This window comes from Halomonas sp. OfavH-34-E (assembly GCF_024124525.1).
GTDB classification, from domain to species: Bacteria; Pseudomonadota; Gammaproteobacteria; order Pseudomonadales; family Halomonadaceae; genus Halomonas; species Halomonas litopenaei.
In genome coordinates this window covers 84,187-102,048 of sequence record NZ_JAMXRY010000004.1, presented here as the reverse complement: position 1 = coordinate 102,048, position 17,862 = coordinate 84,187, and the positions used below count along the sequence as shown (strand labels likewise).

Annotated in this window: 13 protein-coding genes; 7 read left to right on the top strand and 6 right to left on the bottom strand. The window is 67.1% G+C overall.

All coding sequences use genetic code 11. The features are described from left to right. Nucleotides 1-19: 19 nt before the first annotated feature. Together NH448_RS03135 and NH448_RS03130 are read right to left on the bottom strand one after the other, a co-directional pair. Nucleotides 20-1,135 carry a glycosyltransferase gene (locus NH448_RS03135; RefSeq protein WP_045992943.1) on the bottom strand — a complete coding sequence of 372 codons (1,116 nt, stop codon included), beginning with the start codon at nucleotides 1,133-1,135 and terminating at the stop codon, nucleotides 20-22. Nucleotides 1,136-1,324: 189 nt separating this feature from the next. Next, a complete protein-coding gene (locus NH448_RS03130) occupies nucleotides 1,325-3,265 on the bottom strand; it encodes an exoribonuclease II (RefSeq protein WP_045992942.1) in 1,941 nt (646 codons plus the stop codon). A 317-nt stretch (nucleotides 3,266-3,582) separates the two neighbouring features. Between NH448_RS03130 and NH448_RS23500 the strand changes: the two genes are divergently transcribed. The 7 genes from NH448_RS23500 (at nucleotide 3,583) to NH448_RS03090 (ending at nucleotide 13,045) form a co-directional block, all read left to right on the top strand. Continuing rightward, complete coding sequence (locus NH448_RS23500; RefSeq protein WP_045992941.1) at nucleotides 3,583-4,317, top strand: GntR family transcriptional regulator; 735 nt, start codon at nucleotides 3,583-3,585, stop codon at nucleotides 4,315-4,317. Between the two features lie 9 nt (nucleotides 4,318-4,326). Beyond that, the gene (gene nagA / locus NH448_RS03115; RefSeq protein WP_045992940.1) at nucleotides 4,327-5,463 is read left to right on the top strand and encodes an N-acetylglucosamine-6-phosphate deacetylase; all 1,137 of its coding nucleotides are present in this window, start codon (nucleotides 4,327-4,329) and stop codon (nucleotides 5,461-5,463) included. Beyond that, the gene (locus tag NH448_RS03110) at nucleotides 5,447-6,466 is read left to right on the top strand and encodes an SIS domain-containing protein (RefSeq protein ID WP_157033054.1); all 1,020 of its coding nucleotides are present in this window, start codon (nucleotides 5,447-5,449) and stop codon (nucleotides 6,464-6,466) included. Before nagA ends, NH448_RS03110 begins: the two co-directional genes overlap by 17 nt. Nucleotides 6,467-6,494: 28 nt before the next feature. Next, entirely contained in the window at nucleotides 6,495-9,068 is a 2,574-nt protein-coding gene (ptsP, locus tag NH448_RS03105; protein WP_253028413.1) for a phosphoenolpyruvate--protein phosphotransferase, read from the top strand. Next, the gene (nagE, locus tag NH448_RS03100; RefSeq protein ID WP_045992938.1) at nucleotides 9,065-10,777 is read left to right on the top strand and encodes an N-acetylglucosamine-specific PTS transporter subunit IIBC; all 1,713 of its coding nucleotides are present in this window, start codon (nucleotides 9,065-9,067) and stop codon (nucleotides 10,775-10,777) included. Before ptsP ends, nagE begins: the two co-directional genes overlap by 4 nt. Nucleotides 10,778-10,943: 166 nt before the next feature. Beyond that, nucleotides 10,944-11,747, top strand: coding sequence for a Cof-type HAD-IIB family hydrolase (locus tag NH448_RS03095; protein WP_045992937.1), 804 nt, complete (start codon nucleotides 10,944-10,946; stop codon nucleotides 11,745-11,747). Nucleotides 11,748-11,863: 116 nt separating this feature from the next. Continuing rightward, complete coding sequence (locus NH448_RS03090) at nucleotides 11,864-13,045, top strand: AGE family epimerase/isomerase (RefSeq protein ID WP_045992936.1); 1,182 nt, start codon at nucleotides 11,864-11,866, stop codon at nucleotides 13,043-13,045. A 63-nt stretch (nucleotides 13,046-13,108) separates the two neighbouring features. On the opposite strand, the gene NH448_RS03085 is transcribed toward NH448_RS03090, so the two are convergent. The 4 genes from NH448_RS03085 to NH448_RS03070 are packed head-to-tail and all read right to left on the bottom strand — an operon-like array spanning nucleotide 13,109 to nucleotide 17,862. Then, nucleotides 13,109-14,179, bottom strand: coding sequence for a TIGR01620 family protein (locus NH448_RS03085; protein ID WP_052704360.1), 1,071 nt, complete (start codon nucleotides 14,177-14,179; stop codon nucleotides 13,109-13,111). Continuing rightward, nucleotides 14,176-15,567: a YcjX family protein gene (locus NH448_RS03080; RefSeq protein WP_045992935.1), complete on the bottom strand. Its 1,392-nt coding sequence runs from the start codon at nucleotides 15,565-15,567 to the stop codon at nucleotides 14,176-14,178. The genes NH448_RS03085 and NH448_RS03080 overlap by 4 nt, the downstream gene beginning before the upstream one ends. Before the next feature lie 20 nt (nucleotides 15,568-15,587). Beyond that, entirely contained in the window at nucleotides 15,588-16,790 is a 1,203-nt protein-coding gene (locus NH448_RS03075) for an MFS transporter (protein WP_045992934.1), read from the bottom strand. A gap of 52 nt (nucleotides 16,791-16,842) precedes the next feature. After that, nucleotides 16,843-17,862, bottom strand: coding sequence for a helix-turn-helix domain-containing protein (locus NH448_RS03070; protein WP_239452550.1), 1,020 nt, complete (start codon nucleotides 17,860-17,862; stop codon nucleotides 16,843-16,845).

Here is a 17,862-nt window from a genome sequence, read left to right as displayed (position 1 = left end):
CGATGGTGTTGGCCCAAACCTAGCCATGGCGCCGATCGCGCGGGCAGACCGGATCGATGACGGCTTCGTAATGGTTGAGCAGCGAAATCATCACCTTGTCCCAGTCGAACTGGCGCTCGACGAAGCGCCGAGCGTGGCGCCCGGCCGAGCGCGGATCATTGGCGAACAGCGCCTCGGTGGCCTCGGCCATGGCGGCTGCCGAATGTGGCTGACATAGCACGCCGCCGCCCAATGGCACGTTCTCGATCAGCGCACCGGCCCTGGCGCCGATCACCGGGATGCCGCTGGCCATGGCTTCCTGGGCGATCAGCCCGAAGGTCTCGCGGGTGCCCGCGTGCAGCAGGGCATCACTGGAGGCGAGCGCACGGGCGACCTCATGCACGCCGACGCAGCGATTGATGACGCTGACGTTGGCGGGCACCTCGGTGGGCATGCCGGGGCCCATCAACAGCAGGTGGTAGGGAGGCCCAAGGCGCCTGGCGGTGTCCAGCAGCACCTCGATGTTCTTTTCTCGTGAGTAGCGCCCGACGAACACCAATAGACGGCTGTCATTGTCCAGGCCCAGCTTGCGCCTGAGCTCGGGATCGCGCCTGTCCGGGTGAAAGGTCGCCAGATCGACGCCAAGGGGCTGCACCCGCACCCGTTTGACGCCCCAGGATGTCAGACGGTCGGCCATCGCCTGGCAGGGCGCCAGTACGCTGTCGAAGCGGCGGTAAAGGTCGACCACGTAGCGCTCCAGCCGTCGCTGCACCATCGGCCCGAAGCGATCCCCCATCAACCGAGGAAGGTCCGAGTGGTAGAAGCCCACCACCGGCACGCCGAGACGCTGGCCGGCGTCCAGTGCCGCCCAGGCGGTGACGTAGGGGTCGCCGGCTTCGATCAGATCCGGCGATAGCTCCACCAGGGCGTCGCGCCAGGGCCGGCGGCGCAGCGGAAAGCGGTAGCTCTGGCCCAGCGGGATGCGCAGTGCAGGCAACTGGTGATGGTCGCCGAGGCTGTCTCGCTCGGCCCCCGGCACCAGCAGACTGGTGCGCAACTGCGGGAAGCGCGAAAACACCCGGTGCTTGGCTTGAAGGTAGGTGCGTACGCCGCCGCTGGCGGGGGCGTGAAACATGGTGACGTCGGCGAGATGCAAAAGGGGCCTCCATGGCGAGCGCGTCATTGCCATGAGCCTACGAGGGAAATAAGTCAGTTCAGCGACAGGGAAAGGTGCCTGGAAGAATCGCCCGGGCGGAGAACGAATAACGGCGACCCGAAGGTCGCCGTTTTCTGTACTTCCAGGTCGATAGCGGTGTTACCGCCGCGACCGAGCAGGAAGGATCGCTCAGGCGGCGGGCTGGGCCACCAGTGAGCGGGTCTCTTCCTTGGCTTCGGTCAGGGCGACGCGTACCGCGTCGCCGAGCTTGAAGCGCTCCTCGCCCTCGATCTGGATGCGGCCTTCCTTGTCGTCGACCACCACCTTGTCGCGATCTGCGTGCATCAGCGGTGCCGGCACGAAGGCGGTGGCGCCGTTGGCGGTCAGGCGTACCCGCATGCCGCCGCGGTTGATGGCGATGATCTCGGCATCGAACACGTCCTGCTGCTTGGCCGCCGGGGTCAGGTAGCGCACGTAGAGCCAGTCCTTGACGTCGCGCTCGGCCAGGCGGTTGAGGCGACGACGCTCGGTGAGCTGCTCGGTCAGCTCGACGCTGGCCTCCTTCGGCGCCTGCTCGCCCTTGAGCACGCGCTTGATCAGGCGGTGGTTGACCATGTCGCCGTACTTGCGGATCGGCGAGGTCCAGGTGGCGTAGGCGGCCAGTCCCAGGCCAAAGTGCGGGCCCGGCTGGGCGGACATGGCGGTAAAGCCCTGGAACTTGCGCAGGCGGGCGTCGAGCCAGGCATCGTCGCGGCTTTCCAGCGCACGCTTGAGCTCCTTGTAGCGCGACAGGTCGGTCAGCGCCTCACGCTCGACGGCGATGTCCTGGGTCGCCAGGAAGCTCTGGGCGGCCTCGGCCTTGTCGTCCTCGAAGGCACGATGGACGTTGAAGATGCCGTGACCGACCTTGTCGGCTAGCAACGCCGCACAGCAGGCATTGGCGGCGATCATCGACTCTTCGATCATGCGGTTGGCGATGCGCCGCTCTTCGGTGCGGATCGCCAGCACGTTGCCGGCCTCGTCCAGGTCGAAGACATAGTCGGGACGGTCCTTGAACACCAGGGCGTGCTCCTGACGCCAGGCGGTGCGTGCCTCGGTCAGATCGCGGAGGGCCTTGAGCTGTTCACCGATGGTGTCGTCGGGTGCCCAGTCGCCCTGGCCCTCGAGCCAGTCAGAGACGTTGTCGTAGACCAGGCGAGCCTGTGAACGCGCGGTGGCAGCGAAGAACTGATAGTCACCGAGGCTGCCATCGGCGTTGACGTTCAGGCGACAGGCCAGCACCGGGCGCTCCTGGCCCTCGTGCAGCGAGCACAGATCGTCGGCCAGCTGCTCGGGCAGCATGGTGACGTTCTGGCCCGGCAGGTAGACGGTGAAGGCGCGGGTGCGGGCCTCGAGGTCGGCGGCGTGGCCTTCCTCGACGTAGGCGGTGGGGTCGGCGATGGCCACCGACAGGCGCCAGCCGCCGTCCTCGCGGACCTCGACGCGCAAGGCGTCGTCCATGTCCCGGGTCTTCTCGCCATCGATGGTGAAGAAGGGCTCGGCGGTCAGGTCCTCTCGCTCCAGGCCTTCGTCGCGCAGCGGCCAGTCGTTGCCGGCGTCGGGGCATTCCTGCTCGAGGGCGTGGCGGGCCAGGGTGACGCGCCAGGGCACTGCGGGATCATCGGTCTTGGCCACCAGCTCGTCGATCTGGGTAAAGAAGGCGCGATCGTCGGGCTTGAGCGGGTGGCGCACCAGACGTGCCACTACCCAGTCGCCGTCACCGATGGCGTCTTCCTCGAGGCTGCGCTTGATGCGTGCCTTCATGGCGGTCTTGATCGACGGGTGATCAGGCACCACCGCCAGGCGTCCATCGCGCTTCTGCACCCGGGCAACGAAGCGCTGCATGTTGCTCTCGATCAGGGTGTCGGGTTCCACCGACTTGCGCTCGCCTTCCTCGTGCAGCACTGCCTCGACGCGGTCGCCGTGCAGCACCTTCTTCATGGCGGGGGGCGGCACGAAATAGGACGCACCGTCCTCGCACTCGAGGAAGCCGAAGCCCTTTTCGGTGGCTTTGATGACACCCGTGACGCGGGGGGTGTTATCGCGGATCTGTTGCTTGAGCTGAGCCAGCAAGGCGTTGTTCTGCAGCATGGTCACGATCGAGTGGCGGGAATAAGGGGGCCACTATACGGATTGTTGCAGCCCCGGCCAAACCCCGTGGAGCCCGAGGCCACAAATCAAGGGGTTGGAAACGGTATCCGGCAAAATTTCACCGATTCCTGCGCGGCATCCTTGCTACGCCTCCTTTCGCTCCCGTGGGAATACCTCGGTAGAGGAGTTGAGGGGGCGTGTGGGTCGCCGTGAAATGCACAGTCAGGGTTCGACCAATGTGGTATTAGATTGGTATTCAATTGGTCTCTAGGTGGAGCTATAGTGGTTATCACCAAGCTCCCAGGGACCACGCCGCCATGGATTCACGATTCGAGCACCTGCACCTCGACGCCTCGCTTGCCACGCCGCTGTACCGCCAGCTGGCCAACGGCCTGGAGGCGGCCATCCGCAGTGGCAGCTGGCGCGCTGGAGAGGCGCTGCCGTCGGAACGCAACCTCGCCGAGGCGTTGGCGGTGTCACGCATCACGGCGCGCAAGGCCCTCGACCAGCTGGAGGAAAGCGGCCTGATCCGACGCGACCGCGGCTCCGGCACCTTTATTCGCCCCAGCATGGATCAGCCGCTGACCCGGCTGGCGAGTTTCAGCGACATGCTGATCCAGCGGGGGTTTTCGCCGCGCTCCGAGTGGCTGCGACGCGAGCGCTGCCAGCCGAGCTCCGAGGAGAATCTACGCCTGGGATTGTCGAGCAATGCCCAGGTGTCGCGACTCAAGCGCCTGCGTCTGGCCGATGACGTGGTGATGGCGGTGGAGGAGAGCTGCCTGCCGGTCACGGTGCTGCCGGACCCCATGGCGGTCGACGTCTCGCTGTATCAATGGCTCGAGCAGGCTGGTCGCCCCATCGTGCGTGCCCGTCAGCAGGTCACCGCGGTCAATGCCGACGCCGAACTCGCCGGGCTTGCCCAGGTGGCCGAAGGCCAGGCTCTGCTCAAGGTGACGCGGCTGGGCTACCTGGCCGACGACACCCCGGCGGAGCTGACCACCACCTACTGCCGTACCGACTACTACGACTTCACCGTCGAACTCGCCCGCTAGGAGACCGCCATGAGTACCGCTCCCACCCGCCTTGCCGGCAACGTGCTGACCCCCGAGGGCTGGCGCCTGGGTGAGATTCGGCTGGAACAGGGCCGGATCGCCGCCATCGAGGGCTCGCCCGTGGACCCCTCTACCAATGATGCCCCTCGGCTGATCCCTGGCTTCGTCGACCTGCACGTGCATGGTGGTGGCGGAGCCGACGCCATGGAGGGGCGCGAGGCCGTCTCGACGCTCGCCCGCACTCACCTGCGCTTTGGCACCACCAGCCTGCTGGCGACCACCATGACCGCGCGCCCGGAAGAGGTGCGTGCGGTGCTGGGCGAGATCTCAGGCTATATGGAAGCCCCGGACCCCGCGGCTTCCCGGGTGCTCGGCGTACACCTCGAAGGGCCCTTCATCAATCCTGGCAAGCTCGGCGCCCAGCCGGCCCACGCCCAGGTCGCCAGCGTCGCCGAAATGGATGAACTGATGGCGTTGGCGCCCATCCTGCTGATCACCCTGGCACCGGAAATCAGCGGGCATGGCGAGGTGATCCGTCACCTCACCGACAAGGGCGTGCGCGTCCAGCTGGGCCATACCCTGGGCAGCTACGAAGAAGGTGTCGAGGCGCTGTCCCACGGCGCCTGCGGCTTTACCCACCTGTTCAACGCCATGACCGCGCTGCACCACCGCAAGCCGGGCATGGTCGGGGCGGCGCTGGCCCACGCCGAGTACGCCGAGATCATTCCCGATCTGCTGCATGTACATCCCGGCGCCATTCGCACCGCGCTGCGCTGTATTCCGCGGCTCTATGCGGTGACCGATTCCACCGCGGCGGCTGGCATGCCCGACGGCGACTACCGCCTGGGCGAGCAGAAGGTGACCAAGTGCCTGGGCGGCGTGCGTCTGGCCGACGGCACCCTGGCCGGCAGCACCCTGACCATGGATCAGGCGCTGCGCAACTTCGTCAGTGTCGGGCTCAGCCTGGCCGAGGCCTCGGATCGGCTGTCGCGCTTTCCCGCGGACTTCCTCGGGCGCCGTGACATCGGTCGCCTGGAGGCCGGGGCCCGCGCCGACATCGTGACCCTCGACCCCGAACTCACCCTTACCTCTGTCCATCTGGACGGTCGTCTTGTCTCTGGAGAACCCCATGTCACTCATGCTTGAAGAGGCGCTGAACGCGCCGGAACGCCTGCGCGGTCAGTTGACGCGTAACCAGACAGTGCTGCGGGAACTGGGTGATCGCCTGCGTGCCGAGCCGCCGACAGGCGCCGTCACCGTGGCCAGGGGCAGCTCTGATCACGCCGCCAGCTATCTCGCCTACCTGTGCATGCAGACTCGCGGCATTCCGGTGGCCTCGCTGCCGCCGTCACTGTCGACCCTGTCGCGTACGCCCTGGCGATTGGCCGGCCAGCTGTCCATCGCCATCTCCCAGTCGGGCCAGAGTCCCGACCTGGTGGCGAGCCAGGAGGCGCTGAAGCAGGGTGGCGCCACCACCATCGCACTGGTCAATACGCCGGAGTCACCACTGGGCCGGGCGAGCGATCTGGAAGTGCCGCTGTTTGCCGGTGAAGAGAAGAGTGTGGCGGCCACCAAGAGCTTCCTGGCGACCCTGTCCGCCGGTGCCCAGCTGATGGCCCACTGGAACGAGAGCGCCATGCTGCTGGGGGCGCTCAATGAGCTGCCCGACCGCCTCACCGACGCCGCCGCCCAGGACTGGAGCCCGGCGGTAGAGGCGCTCAAGGACGCCGATCGGCTGATGGTCATCGGCCGGGGTACCGGGCTTGGCATCGCCCAGGAGGCGGCGCTCAAGTTCAAGGAAACCTGCGCCATTCAGGCAGAGCCCTTCAGTGGCGCCGAGGTCAAGCACGGCCCCATGGCGCTGATCGAGCCAGGCTACCCGGTACTGGTGTTCGCCCCCCCCGGCGCCGAACAGCAGGGCTTGCTGGAGCTGGCCGAGTGGCTCGAGAGCGTGGGTGCCAAGGTGCTGCTGGCCGCCGACGACCGTGTGCCCAAGCGCCATCTGACATTGACCTCGGCGGGTCACGAGGCGCTGGAGCCGCTGTCGGTGATCCAGAGCTTCTATCCGATGGTGGCCCGCCTGGCCGAGGCTCGCGGTATCGATCCAGATCAACCGAGGCACCTGCGCAAGGTGACCTGCACGCTCTAATCACTACGACAATCATACGGAGCCGATCATGACTTCCAGCAATGTCACTCTGGTGGCGCCGGTCAAGGGGGTGGTAGTCCCCCTGGCCGACGTGCCGGACCCGGTCTTTGCCGAGGGTACCCTCGGCCAGGGCATCGCCCTGGATCCCCTGGGCGGTTGCCTGCACGCGCCCTGCGCCGGCGAGGTGATTCAGTGTGCCCGTACCCATCACGCCTTCACCATCAAGAGCGACGAGGGCGTCGAGGTACTGGTTCATCTTGGCCTCGACACCGTCGCCCTCGAAGGCAAGGGCATCGAGCCCTGCGTCAGCCTGGGCCAGCGCATCGAGGCGGGCGAGCCGCTGTGCTACTTCGATGTGGATCAACTGGTATGCGAGGCGGTATCGCTGGTGACACCACTGGTGGTGCTGGATGCCGGAGGTCGTGAGTGGGTGTCGCTGGACCTGCGTGCCGGCGATATCGTCCAGCGCGGTGATCCGCTGGTGGTGTTGGGCCCCGAAAGGCTTGCCGATGATGTCACCGATGAAGAAGGCGGCGATGGCCAGGCGCTGGAGCGCTCCCTGGTACTGGCGATCGAGTCAGGGTTGCACGCCCGGCCGGCGGCACGCCTGCGTGCCATCGCGCGTGATCACCAGGTGAGCCTGAGCCTGCTGCGAGACGCTCGCACGGCCAGTTCGGATAGTGTCAGCGCTCTGATGAACCTGGGCCTCGAGTGCGGCGACGAGGTGGTCATCAGAGTAAAGGGGCGTCAGGCCGACGCGGCCCTGGCGGCAGCGATGGCGCTGTTGACCACCCCGGAAGGGCATGGCCCAGGGCAGGCGGAGGCCGCCACATCATCGGCAGCGCCCAGCGTCGATCTGCCCGCCGGACAGCTCGCAGGTCTTGTCGCCAGCGCCGGGATCGCGACCGGTCCGCTGGCGACACTGTCGGTCAAGTTACCCGAGGTACCGCTGGAAGGGCTGGGGCGCAAGCTGGAAAGTCCGCGTCTGAAAGAGGCGCTCGAGCGCGTCGGGCGTCAACTGGAGGCTGCCCGAGAGCGCGCCGAGCGCAGCGGCCAGACCGCTGAGGCGGAGGTGTTCGAGGCGCACCAGGCGTGGCTTGAAGACCCTGATCTGGTGGCCTCGTCGATCAGCCGCCTGGAAGAGGGACTAAGCCCTGGCCAGGCCTGGCGCGAGGCGCTGGACGCCGAGGCCGATCGGCTGCGGGCCACTGGTAACCCCATCTTGATCGGGCGGATCGCCGACCTGCGTGATCTGCAACGCCAGGTGATGCTGGAATTCAGCGAAGGCGAGGGCAGTGGGTTCGGTGATATCACCCCCGGCGCCATCGTCGTCGCAGAAGATCTGACACCGTCCACCTTTGTCGATCTCTGTGCGCTCAAGCCGGCAGGGATATGCCTGGCCGCTGGTGGCACCACCTCCCACGTGGCCATCATGGCCAGGGCCAGGGGATTGCCGTGCCTGGTCGCCATGGGCGGCGGCCTGATGGAAGCGACCGAGTCGTGTCTGGATCGGGCGGTGGTGCTGGATGCCGACAACGGCCGGCTGGAACTCGAGCCCGACCAGGCGCGTCGCGATCAGGTGGTGGCGGACATCGCCGCCCGCCAGGCGCGCGCCGAGGAAGAACGCGCCGAGGCTCACCTGGAGGTGGTCACCCGGGACAACCGCATGGTCGAGGTGGCGGCCAATATCGGCAGCGCCGAGGAAGCCCGCCAGGCCAGCGACTGTGGCGCCGATGGTGTCGGCCTGATGCGCTCGGAATTTCTGTTTCTGGGGCGTGACGCCGCGCCCGAAGAAGATGACCAGCGCCAGGAGTACCAGGCCAGCGTCGATGCGCTGGGGTCCAGGCCGGTGATCATCCGTACTCTGGATATCGGCGCCGACAAGCAGCTGCCGTACCTCACCCTGCCCGCCGTCCCCAATCCGGCGCTGGGCGTGCGCGGCATGCGCCTGTGGCAGACCCAACCGGCCCTGCTGGACACCCAGTTGAGGGCCTTGCTTGGGGTCAAGCCCTTGCGTCATCTGCGCATCATGGTGCCGATGGTCAGCGACGCCAGCGAACTCGAGTGGGTACGCGAACGCATGGAGGCGCTGGCCGCCGAGATGCGGCTGACCGAACTGCCGCTGCTCGGCGCCATGATCGAGGTGCCCAGCGCAGCGCTGTGCTCCGCCGCCATGGCCAAGGTCGCGGACTTCCTGTCGATCGGCACCAATGACCTGACCCAGTATGGCCTGGCCATGGACCGCGAGGATTCTCAGCTGGCGGCCCAGGCCGACGTGCTGCATCCCGGAGTGCTGCGGCTGATCCAGGCCACCCTGTCGGGCACCGCCAACCGCTGCCCGGTGGGGGTGTGTGGCGCCGCGGCGGGAGACGACCTGGCCGGCCCGCTGCTGGTCGCCATGGGCGTGTCGGAATTGTCGGTGGAGCCGTCGCGTATCGCTTCGGTCAAGGCCCGCCTGCGCAGGCTTGATGCCGCCGTGATCGCGCGTGAAATCGACACCCTGCTGGCGATGCCCGATGCGGCCTCGGTGCGCAAGGCTCTGGCACCGCTGGTGGACGCCGCCCTCGACGTCGAACCCACACCCGAGAGGATCCTGACATGACCACCTCCTTTGGTTCACGCCTGATGGCGGCGCTTCAGCTGCTCGGGCGCTCCTTGATGCTGCCGATCGCGGTGCTGCCGGTGGCCGGCCTGCTGCTGCGCCTGGGCCAGCCGGACCTGCTGGACATCGCCTTCGTCGCCAGCGCCGGTCAGGCGATCTTCGCCAACCTGGCGTTGATCTTCGCCATCGGCCTCGCCGTCGGCTTTGCCGACGACAGCAACGGCGCGGCGGGGCTCGCCGGGGTGATCGGCTATCTGGTGCTGGACGCGGTGCTGCAAAGCCTCAACCCCGAGATCGACATGGGGGTGCTGGCCGGCATCATCATGGGTACCGTGGCCGGGCTTCTGTACAACCGCTTCAAGGCGATAAAACTGCCCGACTATCTGGCCTTCTTCGGCGGACGGCGCTTCGTGCCCATCGCCACCGGCCTTGCCGGGGTGGTGCTGGGGATCGCCTTCGGCTGGGGCTGGCCGCCGATCCAGCACGCCATCGACACCCTGGGACACTGGCTGATCGACGCCGGCGCCTTTGGCAAGTTCGTCTATGGTGCGCTCAATCGACTGCTGATCGTCACCGGCCTGCACCACGTGCTCAACAGCTTTGTGTGGTTCGTGTTCGGCAGCTTCGGTGACGCCACCGGTGACCTCAATCGCTTCTTCGCCGGTGACCCGGCGGCGGGTGGTTTCATGGCCGGCTTCTTCCCGGTGATGATGTTCGGTCTGCCGGCGGCGGCACTGGCCATGTACCACACCGCAGACAAGGGCCGTCGCGCCCAGGTCGGCGGGCTCTTGATGTCGCTGGCGCTGACCGCCTTCCTGACCGGGGTGACCGAACCGATCGAGTTCACCTTCATGTTCCTGGCGCCGCTGTTGTACGCCTTCCACGCGCTGATGACCGGGCTGAGCATGGCGATCATGCAGTGGCTCGACGTCAAGCTTGGCTTCACTTTCTCGGCCGGCGCCTTCGACTACGCCCTGTCCTACGGTCTGTCCACCAACGGCTGGCTGATGCTGCCGGTGGGGCTGGCGATCGGTAGCGTCTACTACGTGCTGTTCCGTTGGGCGATCGTGCGCTTCGATCTGCCGACGCCAGGGCGTGAGCCGATGGACGAGGGCGCCAAGGTACAAGCCGAGGACCTGGGCGAGCGGGGGCCGGCCTTCGTCACGGCACTCGGCGGTGCCGCCAACCTCGAGGCCGTCGGTGCCTGCACCACACGCCTGCGGCTGGTGCTCAAGGAGCCGGAGCAGATCGACGAGCCGGCACTCAAGGCGCTGGGCTCGCGTGGCATCATGCGCCTCGGCGGAGGTGGCATCCAGGTCATCCTGGGCCCCATCGCCGACAGCGTGTCCGATGAGATTCGCGCCGCCATGGCCGCCGAGGGCCGGACCCCGCCGGTGGGCGCCGACCCCGCACCTATCGCCACCGGCGTCCCCAAGGTGGTGAGCGCCAAGAGTCTCAATGACGAGCAGATAGACGCCTGGACCCGAGCGCTGGGTGGCTCGGACAACGTTCGCGCGCTGGAAGCCCGGGCGGCGACCCGTCTGCGCCTGGAGGTCGGCAGCGACGGTGCGCTGGACGAGCAGGCGCTGGCGCAGCTGGGTTGTCACGGCGTGATGCGAGTAGCCGATGGCGTGTGGCACCTGGTGGTGGGCAAGGACGCCGAGGCCCTGGCCGGTGGTCTGCACCAGGCAGGGCTGGCAGCCCGCTGAGTGGTAGCCCGCTGGGTGGCAGGTGGCGAGTGTGATGCGCCCGCCACCTGCGGTCATCTCGCCTTACCGCCAGCGGCGGCACACTTCAGGGTGTGCCGCCGCTGGCGTTCTACGCCTGGCCATCTGGTGTAGACTTCCCCGTTCCCCCTGAAGACCCGGAGTCGCCATGCTGCCTCACCTGATCGTGTCCGACCTCGACGGTACCCTGCTGGGTGCCAACCATGACCTGGCCGAGCTGACCGTCGAGACGCTGCGTCGACTGGCCACCGATGGCCACTGTATCGCCCTGGCCTCTGGCCGTCATCATCGCGACATGATCGGTTTTCGCGATCGCCTGGGGGTGGACGCCCATATCATCTCCAGCAACGGCGCCTGGACACTGGACCCGAACGACCGCTGCGTGCGGTCGGCGCACCTCGCCCCGGAGCTGGTCGAGGCGCTGATCCAGCTGCCGCGTCATCCCGACGTACGCCTCAACATGTACCGCGACGAGGCCTGGGTGATCGATGATCACGCCCCGGGCCTGCTGTCGCTGCACGAGGCCACCGGCTTTGGCTACCGGGTAGAGGGACCGGGAGAGATGGACGTCCAGGGGGTCGGCAAGGTGCTCTATATCGGTGACCCCAGTCTGCTCGCCGACATCGAAGCCGGCGCCCGGGAAGCGGCAGGGGAGGCGCTTCACATCACCTACTCGATGAGTCATTCGCTGGAGATCATGGCCGCCGGGGTCAACAAGGGCACCGCCGTCTCGGCACTGCTTGACGACCTCGGCATCCCCGCCACCCGTTGCCTGGCCTTCGGCGACAACCTCAATGATCTGGAGATGCTGGCGCTGGCCGGCGAGGCCCAGGTGATGGCCAACGCCCATCCCAGGCTGGCCGAGGACCTGCCCGAGGCCCGCGTGATCGGTCACCACGCCGAGGCAGCGGTGGCTCAGCACCTGCGGCAGCGGTTTGGGCTGGACGGTTGACGGGCGGCCGAGGCAAAGGCAGCGCGCTACACTGAGGCCACACTTGGGGCAGTGGTGGGGCGGCGGGCTAGCGCCGTCATACCGAGGTCTTGCATCCCCTGTAACAGGAGGCAGTGATGAACGGATTTGACCCGATGTTTCTCGATCGCCATGTGCGCGACACCATGGCGTTCTATCATCCGCGGGCGATCGATCCGCACGGCGGTTTCTTCCAGTATTTTCGTGACGATGGCCACATCGTCGACGCCGGACATCGGCATCTGGTCTCCAGTACACGTTTCGTGGTGACCTATGCACGCTTTGCTCGCCAGACCGGCAATCCCGAGTATCTACACTGGGCCCGCCATGGTCTGGCCTATCTCGAAAAGGCCCACTTCCAGACGCGCCATCAGGGCTACGCCTGGACCCTGCGCGATGGAAAGGTCGAAGACCCCACCCATCACTGTTACGGCCTGGCCTTCGTGTTGCTGGCCTACGCCGAGGCCTATCGCGCCAGCATCGATGAAGCCTACGAGGGTATCGGTCGGGTACACGCCATGCTCGACAAGCGCTTCTGGGAACCCCAGTGGCAGCGCTTCGCCGATGAAGCAGATGAGCACTGGAATCTCAGCGACTATCGCGGCCAGAACGCCAACATGCATGGTTGTGAGTCGCTGATCGCCGCCTTCGAGGCCACCGGCGAGATCCCCTATCTGGACCAGGCCATGGCCATCGCCCGCGCGATCACCAAGGCCAGCGATGACCATCCCCATGGCTGGATCTGGGAGCACTACAACCGCCAATGGCAGCGCGACTTCGACTACAACCGCGACGATCCCAAGCATCTGTTCCGTCCCTGGGGCTATCAGGTGGGCCACCAGACCGAATGGGCCAAGCTGCTGGTGCTGCTGGCACGCTATCGCGATGATGCCTGGTTGATCCCCACCGCCGAGCGGTTGTTCTCGAGCGCCTGCGAAGCGGGCTGGGACAGGACCCATGGCGGCCTGGTCTATGGCCTGGATCTTGACGGGCAGGTATGTGACGGCGACAAGTACTTCTGGGTCCAGGCGGAGAGCTTCGCCGCGGCCGCCGTGCTCTGGGAGGTCACTGGCAAGGCCAGCTATCGACGCTGGTACCAGCGGCTGTGGGACTACAGTTGGCAGCACATGATCGACCACCACCATGGCGCCTGGGTGCGTATCCTGACGCCGGACAATCGTCGTTACGACAACCTGAAGAGCCCTGCCGGCAAGGTCGACTACCACACCATGGGCGCCTGTCAGGAAGTCATGGAAGTGCTCGAGCGGCTGGATCGCTAGGCATCTGTCTTCGGCGCCGGCCGATGCCATGTCACGGCCGGCGCTCCACACCATCCTGGGCCGTCAGGCGTCCTTCTTCGGTGCCTCCATGCGCCTGAGCTGGCGCCACAGATCGCGGCGCAGGTCCGCCACTCGGGGGCGCTCGTCAGGGTCGAAGGCCAGCGGGCGCACCAGACGCTGGGTGCGCAGTCCCAGACGTGCCCCCAGCAGCCCCACGCCGAGGCCCTGGGCGGCGCGGGTGGACAGCCGCCCGGCCAGGTCCAGCGACAGCATCTGCATGCTGGCGTCGGCGGCAAGCTCGGTGGCGCCGGCGAAGGCCATCTGATAGAGCACGCTGCGCAGCAGGCGTACCCGGGCGGCGTAGCCCAGCTCCAATCCGTAGAGTCGGCACAGGCGATCGATCATCGCCAGGTGGCGCCAGGCCACCAGTGCCATGTCGACCAGGGTCAGCGGGCTGACCGCCACCATCACGGCGGTTTCTCCGCTCATGCGCGAGATCAGCCGGCGCGCTTCCCGGTCACGGGGGGCGAGCAGATGGTGGGCCACCAGCGCCTGCAGGTCACGGCCGTCGTGGTGGTCTTCACGGGCCGCCTCGAAGGCCAGCCAATGGGGATCGTCGTCGCCGAGGGCCAGCTGATGCTTGAGCCGTCTGACCATCGACAGTGCGTCCCTGGGGGAGCGCGACGGCAATTCGGCCAGGGATTCACGCAACTGGTCGTGGCGCTTGAGGCGCCTGAGGCGAAACAGCTCCCGACTCAGGGCGAGCCCGCCAAGGCCGATGGTGGCAAGTCCCAGCAGTTGCCAGCCGGTGGCGATCAGGTCACCGCCTGCCAGGGTAGCGGGGACCCCGGTCACCAGCTCGGCGCCGCCTAGCCCCACCGCCGCTCCCAGCACTGCTATCAGGCCCCAGCGGCGCTTGCGTGGGCGTCCCAGAGAGCCCTCGAGGTCGACCTTGGTATCGGTTTCCGGCGCCTCGGCCGGGGTCAGCGCTCGGCTATCCAGGTGATCGTCGAAGCGCAGGCCCGGACGCGGGTCACTGAAGGTGGTGTTGTCGACGCCGGCAGCGGAGGGCGCATCGTCGTCATCGGCGAAGCGTACCGCAGGGCGCGGGTCGTCACGGCTATCTCGAGTCATGCGAGCTTGTCTCCAATCAGCCAGTCAAGCGCCAGGTCCATGCGAATATGGGGCAGCGCACCGGTGGTCGAGGGCTGAGGGCGGAAGGCGGTGAAATCGAACCCCTGGCGATCCCAGAAGGCCGGGTCAGGCAGGCGGCTGGGCACCTCGCCGGGGAAGGCCAGCAAGGGCTCGCCTTCCAGGGTGACGCCCTTGAGCGCGGGGGATTTCCTGCCCTGGTGGGTGACTTCGCGGGCCTCGGTGGCGCGAATGGCCGCCAGCGACATGGCCTTGACCGGAATATTGGCGTACTTGAGGTTCTTCAGTGGTTCGGCCAGCAACGCCTCGAGCAGCCCGACCAGGCGGGCATGCTGTTCCGGGGTCACATGGTCGGCCTTGGTGGCGGCGATGGCGAGGCGGTCGATGCGTGGCGTGAACAGCCGCGAGAACAGGCTGCGCTGGCCGTAGTTGAAGCTCTGCATCAGACGATGGAGCGCCTTGGACAGATCCTCGAAGCGCTCCGGCCCGGCGTTCAGTGCCCCCAGCACGTCCACCAGCACGATCTGGCGATCGAAGCGCCGGAAGTGCTCGCGGTAGAACGGCTTGACGATATGTTGCTGGTAGTAGCTGAAACGTCGGGCCAGGGTACGGTAGACGCTGGTCTCGGGCAGCCGTTCGAGGTCGTCGGACGATGCCTGCTCCAGCCCCGGCAGGGGGAAGAACTGCAGCACCGGGGCGCCGGACAGCTCCCCCGGCAGCAGAAAGCGGCCGGGCTGAAGGTCGGAGAAGCCGGCCTCCCTGGCGGCGCGCAGGCCTTCTGCGTAGCGCTCGCTGATCTCCGCCAGGCGGGCCTCGTCGGCCTCGTCGTCGAGCCGAAGTTCACGCACCGCGCTTTCCCAGTCGGCCAGCATGGCGCGCCTTGCTGGCCCCGCCGCGTCCCACTGGGCGAGGCTCCAGCTCAGGAAGTCGTGGTCCAGCAGCGGCAGGTCGAGCAGCCACTCGCCAGGATAGTCGAACAGGTCCAGGGTCAGCTCGGCGGTATCGGGTCGCAACCACTGCTGGCGACCGGGGCGATAGCGAATCTTCAGGCGCAACTCGCTGATGCCACGGGTGGGCTGGGGCCACTCGGGAGGCGTGCTCTCGAGGCTGGCGCGGGCTCGGTCGAAGGGAAACCTGGGGACCGCGAGATCCTGCTGGGAAACCCGCTGGGCGCCCAGCAGGCGCCCCTCGCGGCTGGCCGAGAGCAGGTCGAGCCGCGCCTCGAGCCCGGCGTGACGCAACTGGTCCACCAGGGAGGTCAAGAATGCCGTCTTGCCGGCCCGAGATAGCCCGGTCACCGCCAGACGCAACTGGCGGTCTCGGCCGCGCTCGATCAGGTCCATCAGATCACGGGTCAGGTCCGTTGGCATTGCCACTCCGTCGGTGAAAGTTATTCCTTAATCTGGGGGCGACCGGCGTCAAAGGCAAGACGCTGCGCCGCGATCAGTATCAGCGGCAGGGCAGCCATCGGCAACAGCCACAGATTGAGCGTCTGCCAGCCAAGCCACTGGATCAGCGGGCCGGCCGCCAGGGCGGTGATCGCCGCAGTGGAGAACACCAGGAACTCATTGGCGGCCTGAACACGGGCCTTTTCTGCGGGCAGGTGACACTCGGTCAGAAGGCCAGTGGCCGGCAGAAAGGTAAAGTTCCAGCCCAGTCCCAGCAGGATCAAAGTGACATTGAAGCCCGCCAGGCTGGAGGGTGCCAGGGCGCTGAGGGCACTGGCGCAAAGCAGCACACAACCCAGCGCGATCATGCGTGTCGTGCCGAACCGCTGGGTCAGTTGGCCGGTGAAGAACGAGGGCGCGAACATCGCCAGCACATGCCACTGAATCGTCATCGAGACGTGGTGAAAGGCGTGGCCATCGGAGGCCATGGCCAGGGGGGTAGCGGTCATGGCCAGGTTCATCACGCCGTAGCCGATCATGGCGGCGAGTACCGCAAGCCAAAGCTTGGGCTGTGCCAGCAGCTCCCCGAGCGGACGTCTCTTGCCATGACGGGTGCTCGGGTCCAGCGGGGGCAAAGGTACCACCAGCAACAGGGCCAGGGCGATGAGGTAGAGCGCTCCCAGGCCGACAAAGCTTCCGAGAAAGGGCGTCGTGACAGCATCCTGACTGATACGCGCAAGCCAGGGGCCGAAGAAGGCGGCCAGCACACCACCGCCCATGACCAGACCGATGGCCCTGTCCCTGGCGCCGCTCGGGGCCAGCTCGATCGCCGCGAAGCGATAGAGCTGACCGAAGCCGATGCCCACGCCAATTGCCATGGTCGCCACGGCGAAGGCGGCGAAGTGATTGGCCAGCAGCGCCAGGTAGGCGGCTACCGTGCCGGCGAAGCCGATCAGGTTGCCGATCACGAAGCCTCGCTTGCGCCCCAATCGGCCCATGATCAAGGAGGCCGGCAGGGTGGCGAGCATCAACCCCAGCCACTGAGTCGCCACCGGCAGGGTGGACAGCCAGGGCGAGGGCGCCAGGCTCTGGCCGATCAGCGGCGAGACGGCGATCAACAGAATGTTGCCGCTCACCAGCAGCGCCTGACACAGCGACAGCAGAAGCACACCGCCGGGGAGGCGGGATGAAGTCACAGGGGGCATGGCGGAGTCTCCGGTAATGAAGGTCGTGGATAAAAAAGACTGAGGCGGTAGCTCAGCGATGGTTCGCTGAATCGGCGCCGAAGCGCGCACGGTAGACCGATGGCGAAACGCCATAGTGGCGATGGAACTGGCGTCTCAGTTGTTCGCTGGTGCCCAGGTGCCAACGTGAAGCGAGGCGTTCCAGCGAGGTTTCGCCACGCACCAGTTCGCGCCGAGCCGCCTCCAGGCGCAGTCCGGTGAGGTACTCGCCGGGACTGGTGTCCAGGTGGTGGCGAAACAGCCGGGTCAGGTGGCGTGGGGTGATCTTCAGGCTGTCGGCCATGCTCTCCAGATCGAAGGAGCCGCCGGGGTCGGCGTGCAGCCGATCGATCAAGGGGCGCAGACGGGGGCCGCAACGATGCTGGCGCGACAGCAGTTCGCTGAACTGGGACTGGCCGCCGGGGCGATGGAGGAACATCACCAGTTCGCGGGCCACCGCTGCGGCGGCTTCTGCGCCCAGATCACTCTCGACCAGCGACAGCGCCAGGTCGATGCCGGCGGTGACCCCGGCGCTGGTGTAGCGCCCGCCGTCATGGACGTAGAGCGCATCGGCCTGGACTCTTACCTGCGGAAAGTCGTCGGCAAGCCGTCGACAGTGGCGCCAGTGGGTGGTGGCGCTGCGTCCGTCGAGCAGGCCAGCATCGGCCAGCAGGAAGGCGCCGGTGCAGACGGCGCCCAGGCGCCCGAGGTGCGGCGCCACCCGCGTCAGTCGTTCGCGCCAGCGCTGTTGCTGGCACTGGACGAAGACGCCGTGGCCCCCGGCGATGAGCAGGGTGGTCAGGTCGCGGCCGTTGCCGCCAGCATCGGGGGCCTCGTCGAGTTCGCTCTCCCACCCTTCCCAGTCAAGATCCGGCAGCAGTCGCAGACCGCCGTTGGTGACCAGTTCGCTCGCACTTCGGCCGATTAGACGTAGCCGGTAGGCAGTCTTGCCCAGCACGTAGTTGGCGCTGGCGAAGACCTGCCAGGGGCCGCTGACGTCGAGCATCTGACAGTCGGGGTAGGCCAGCAGGGCGACGTTTCGAGTCGTGGTCAC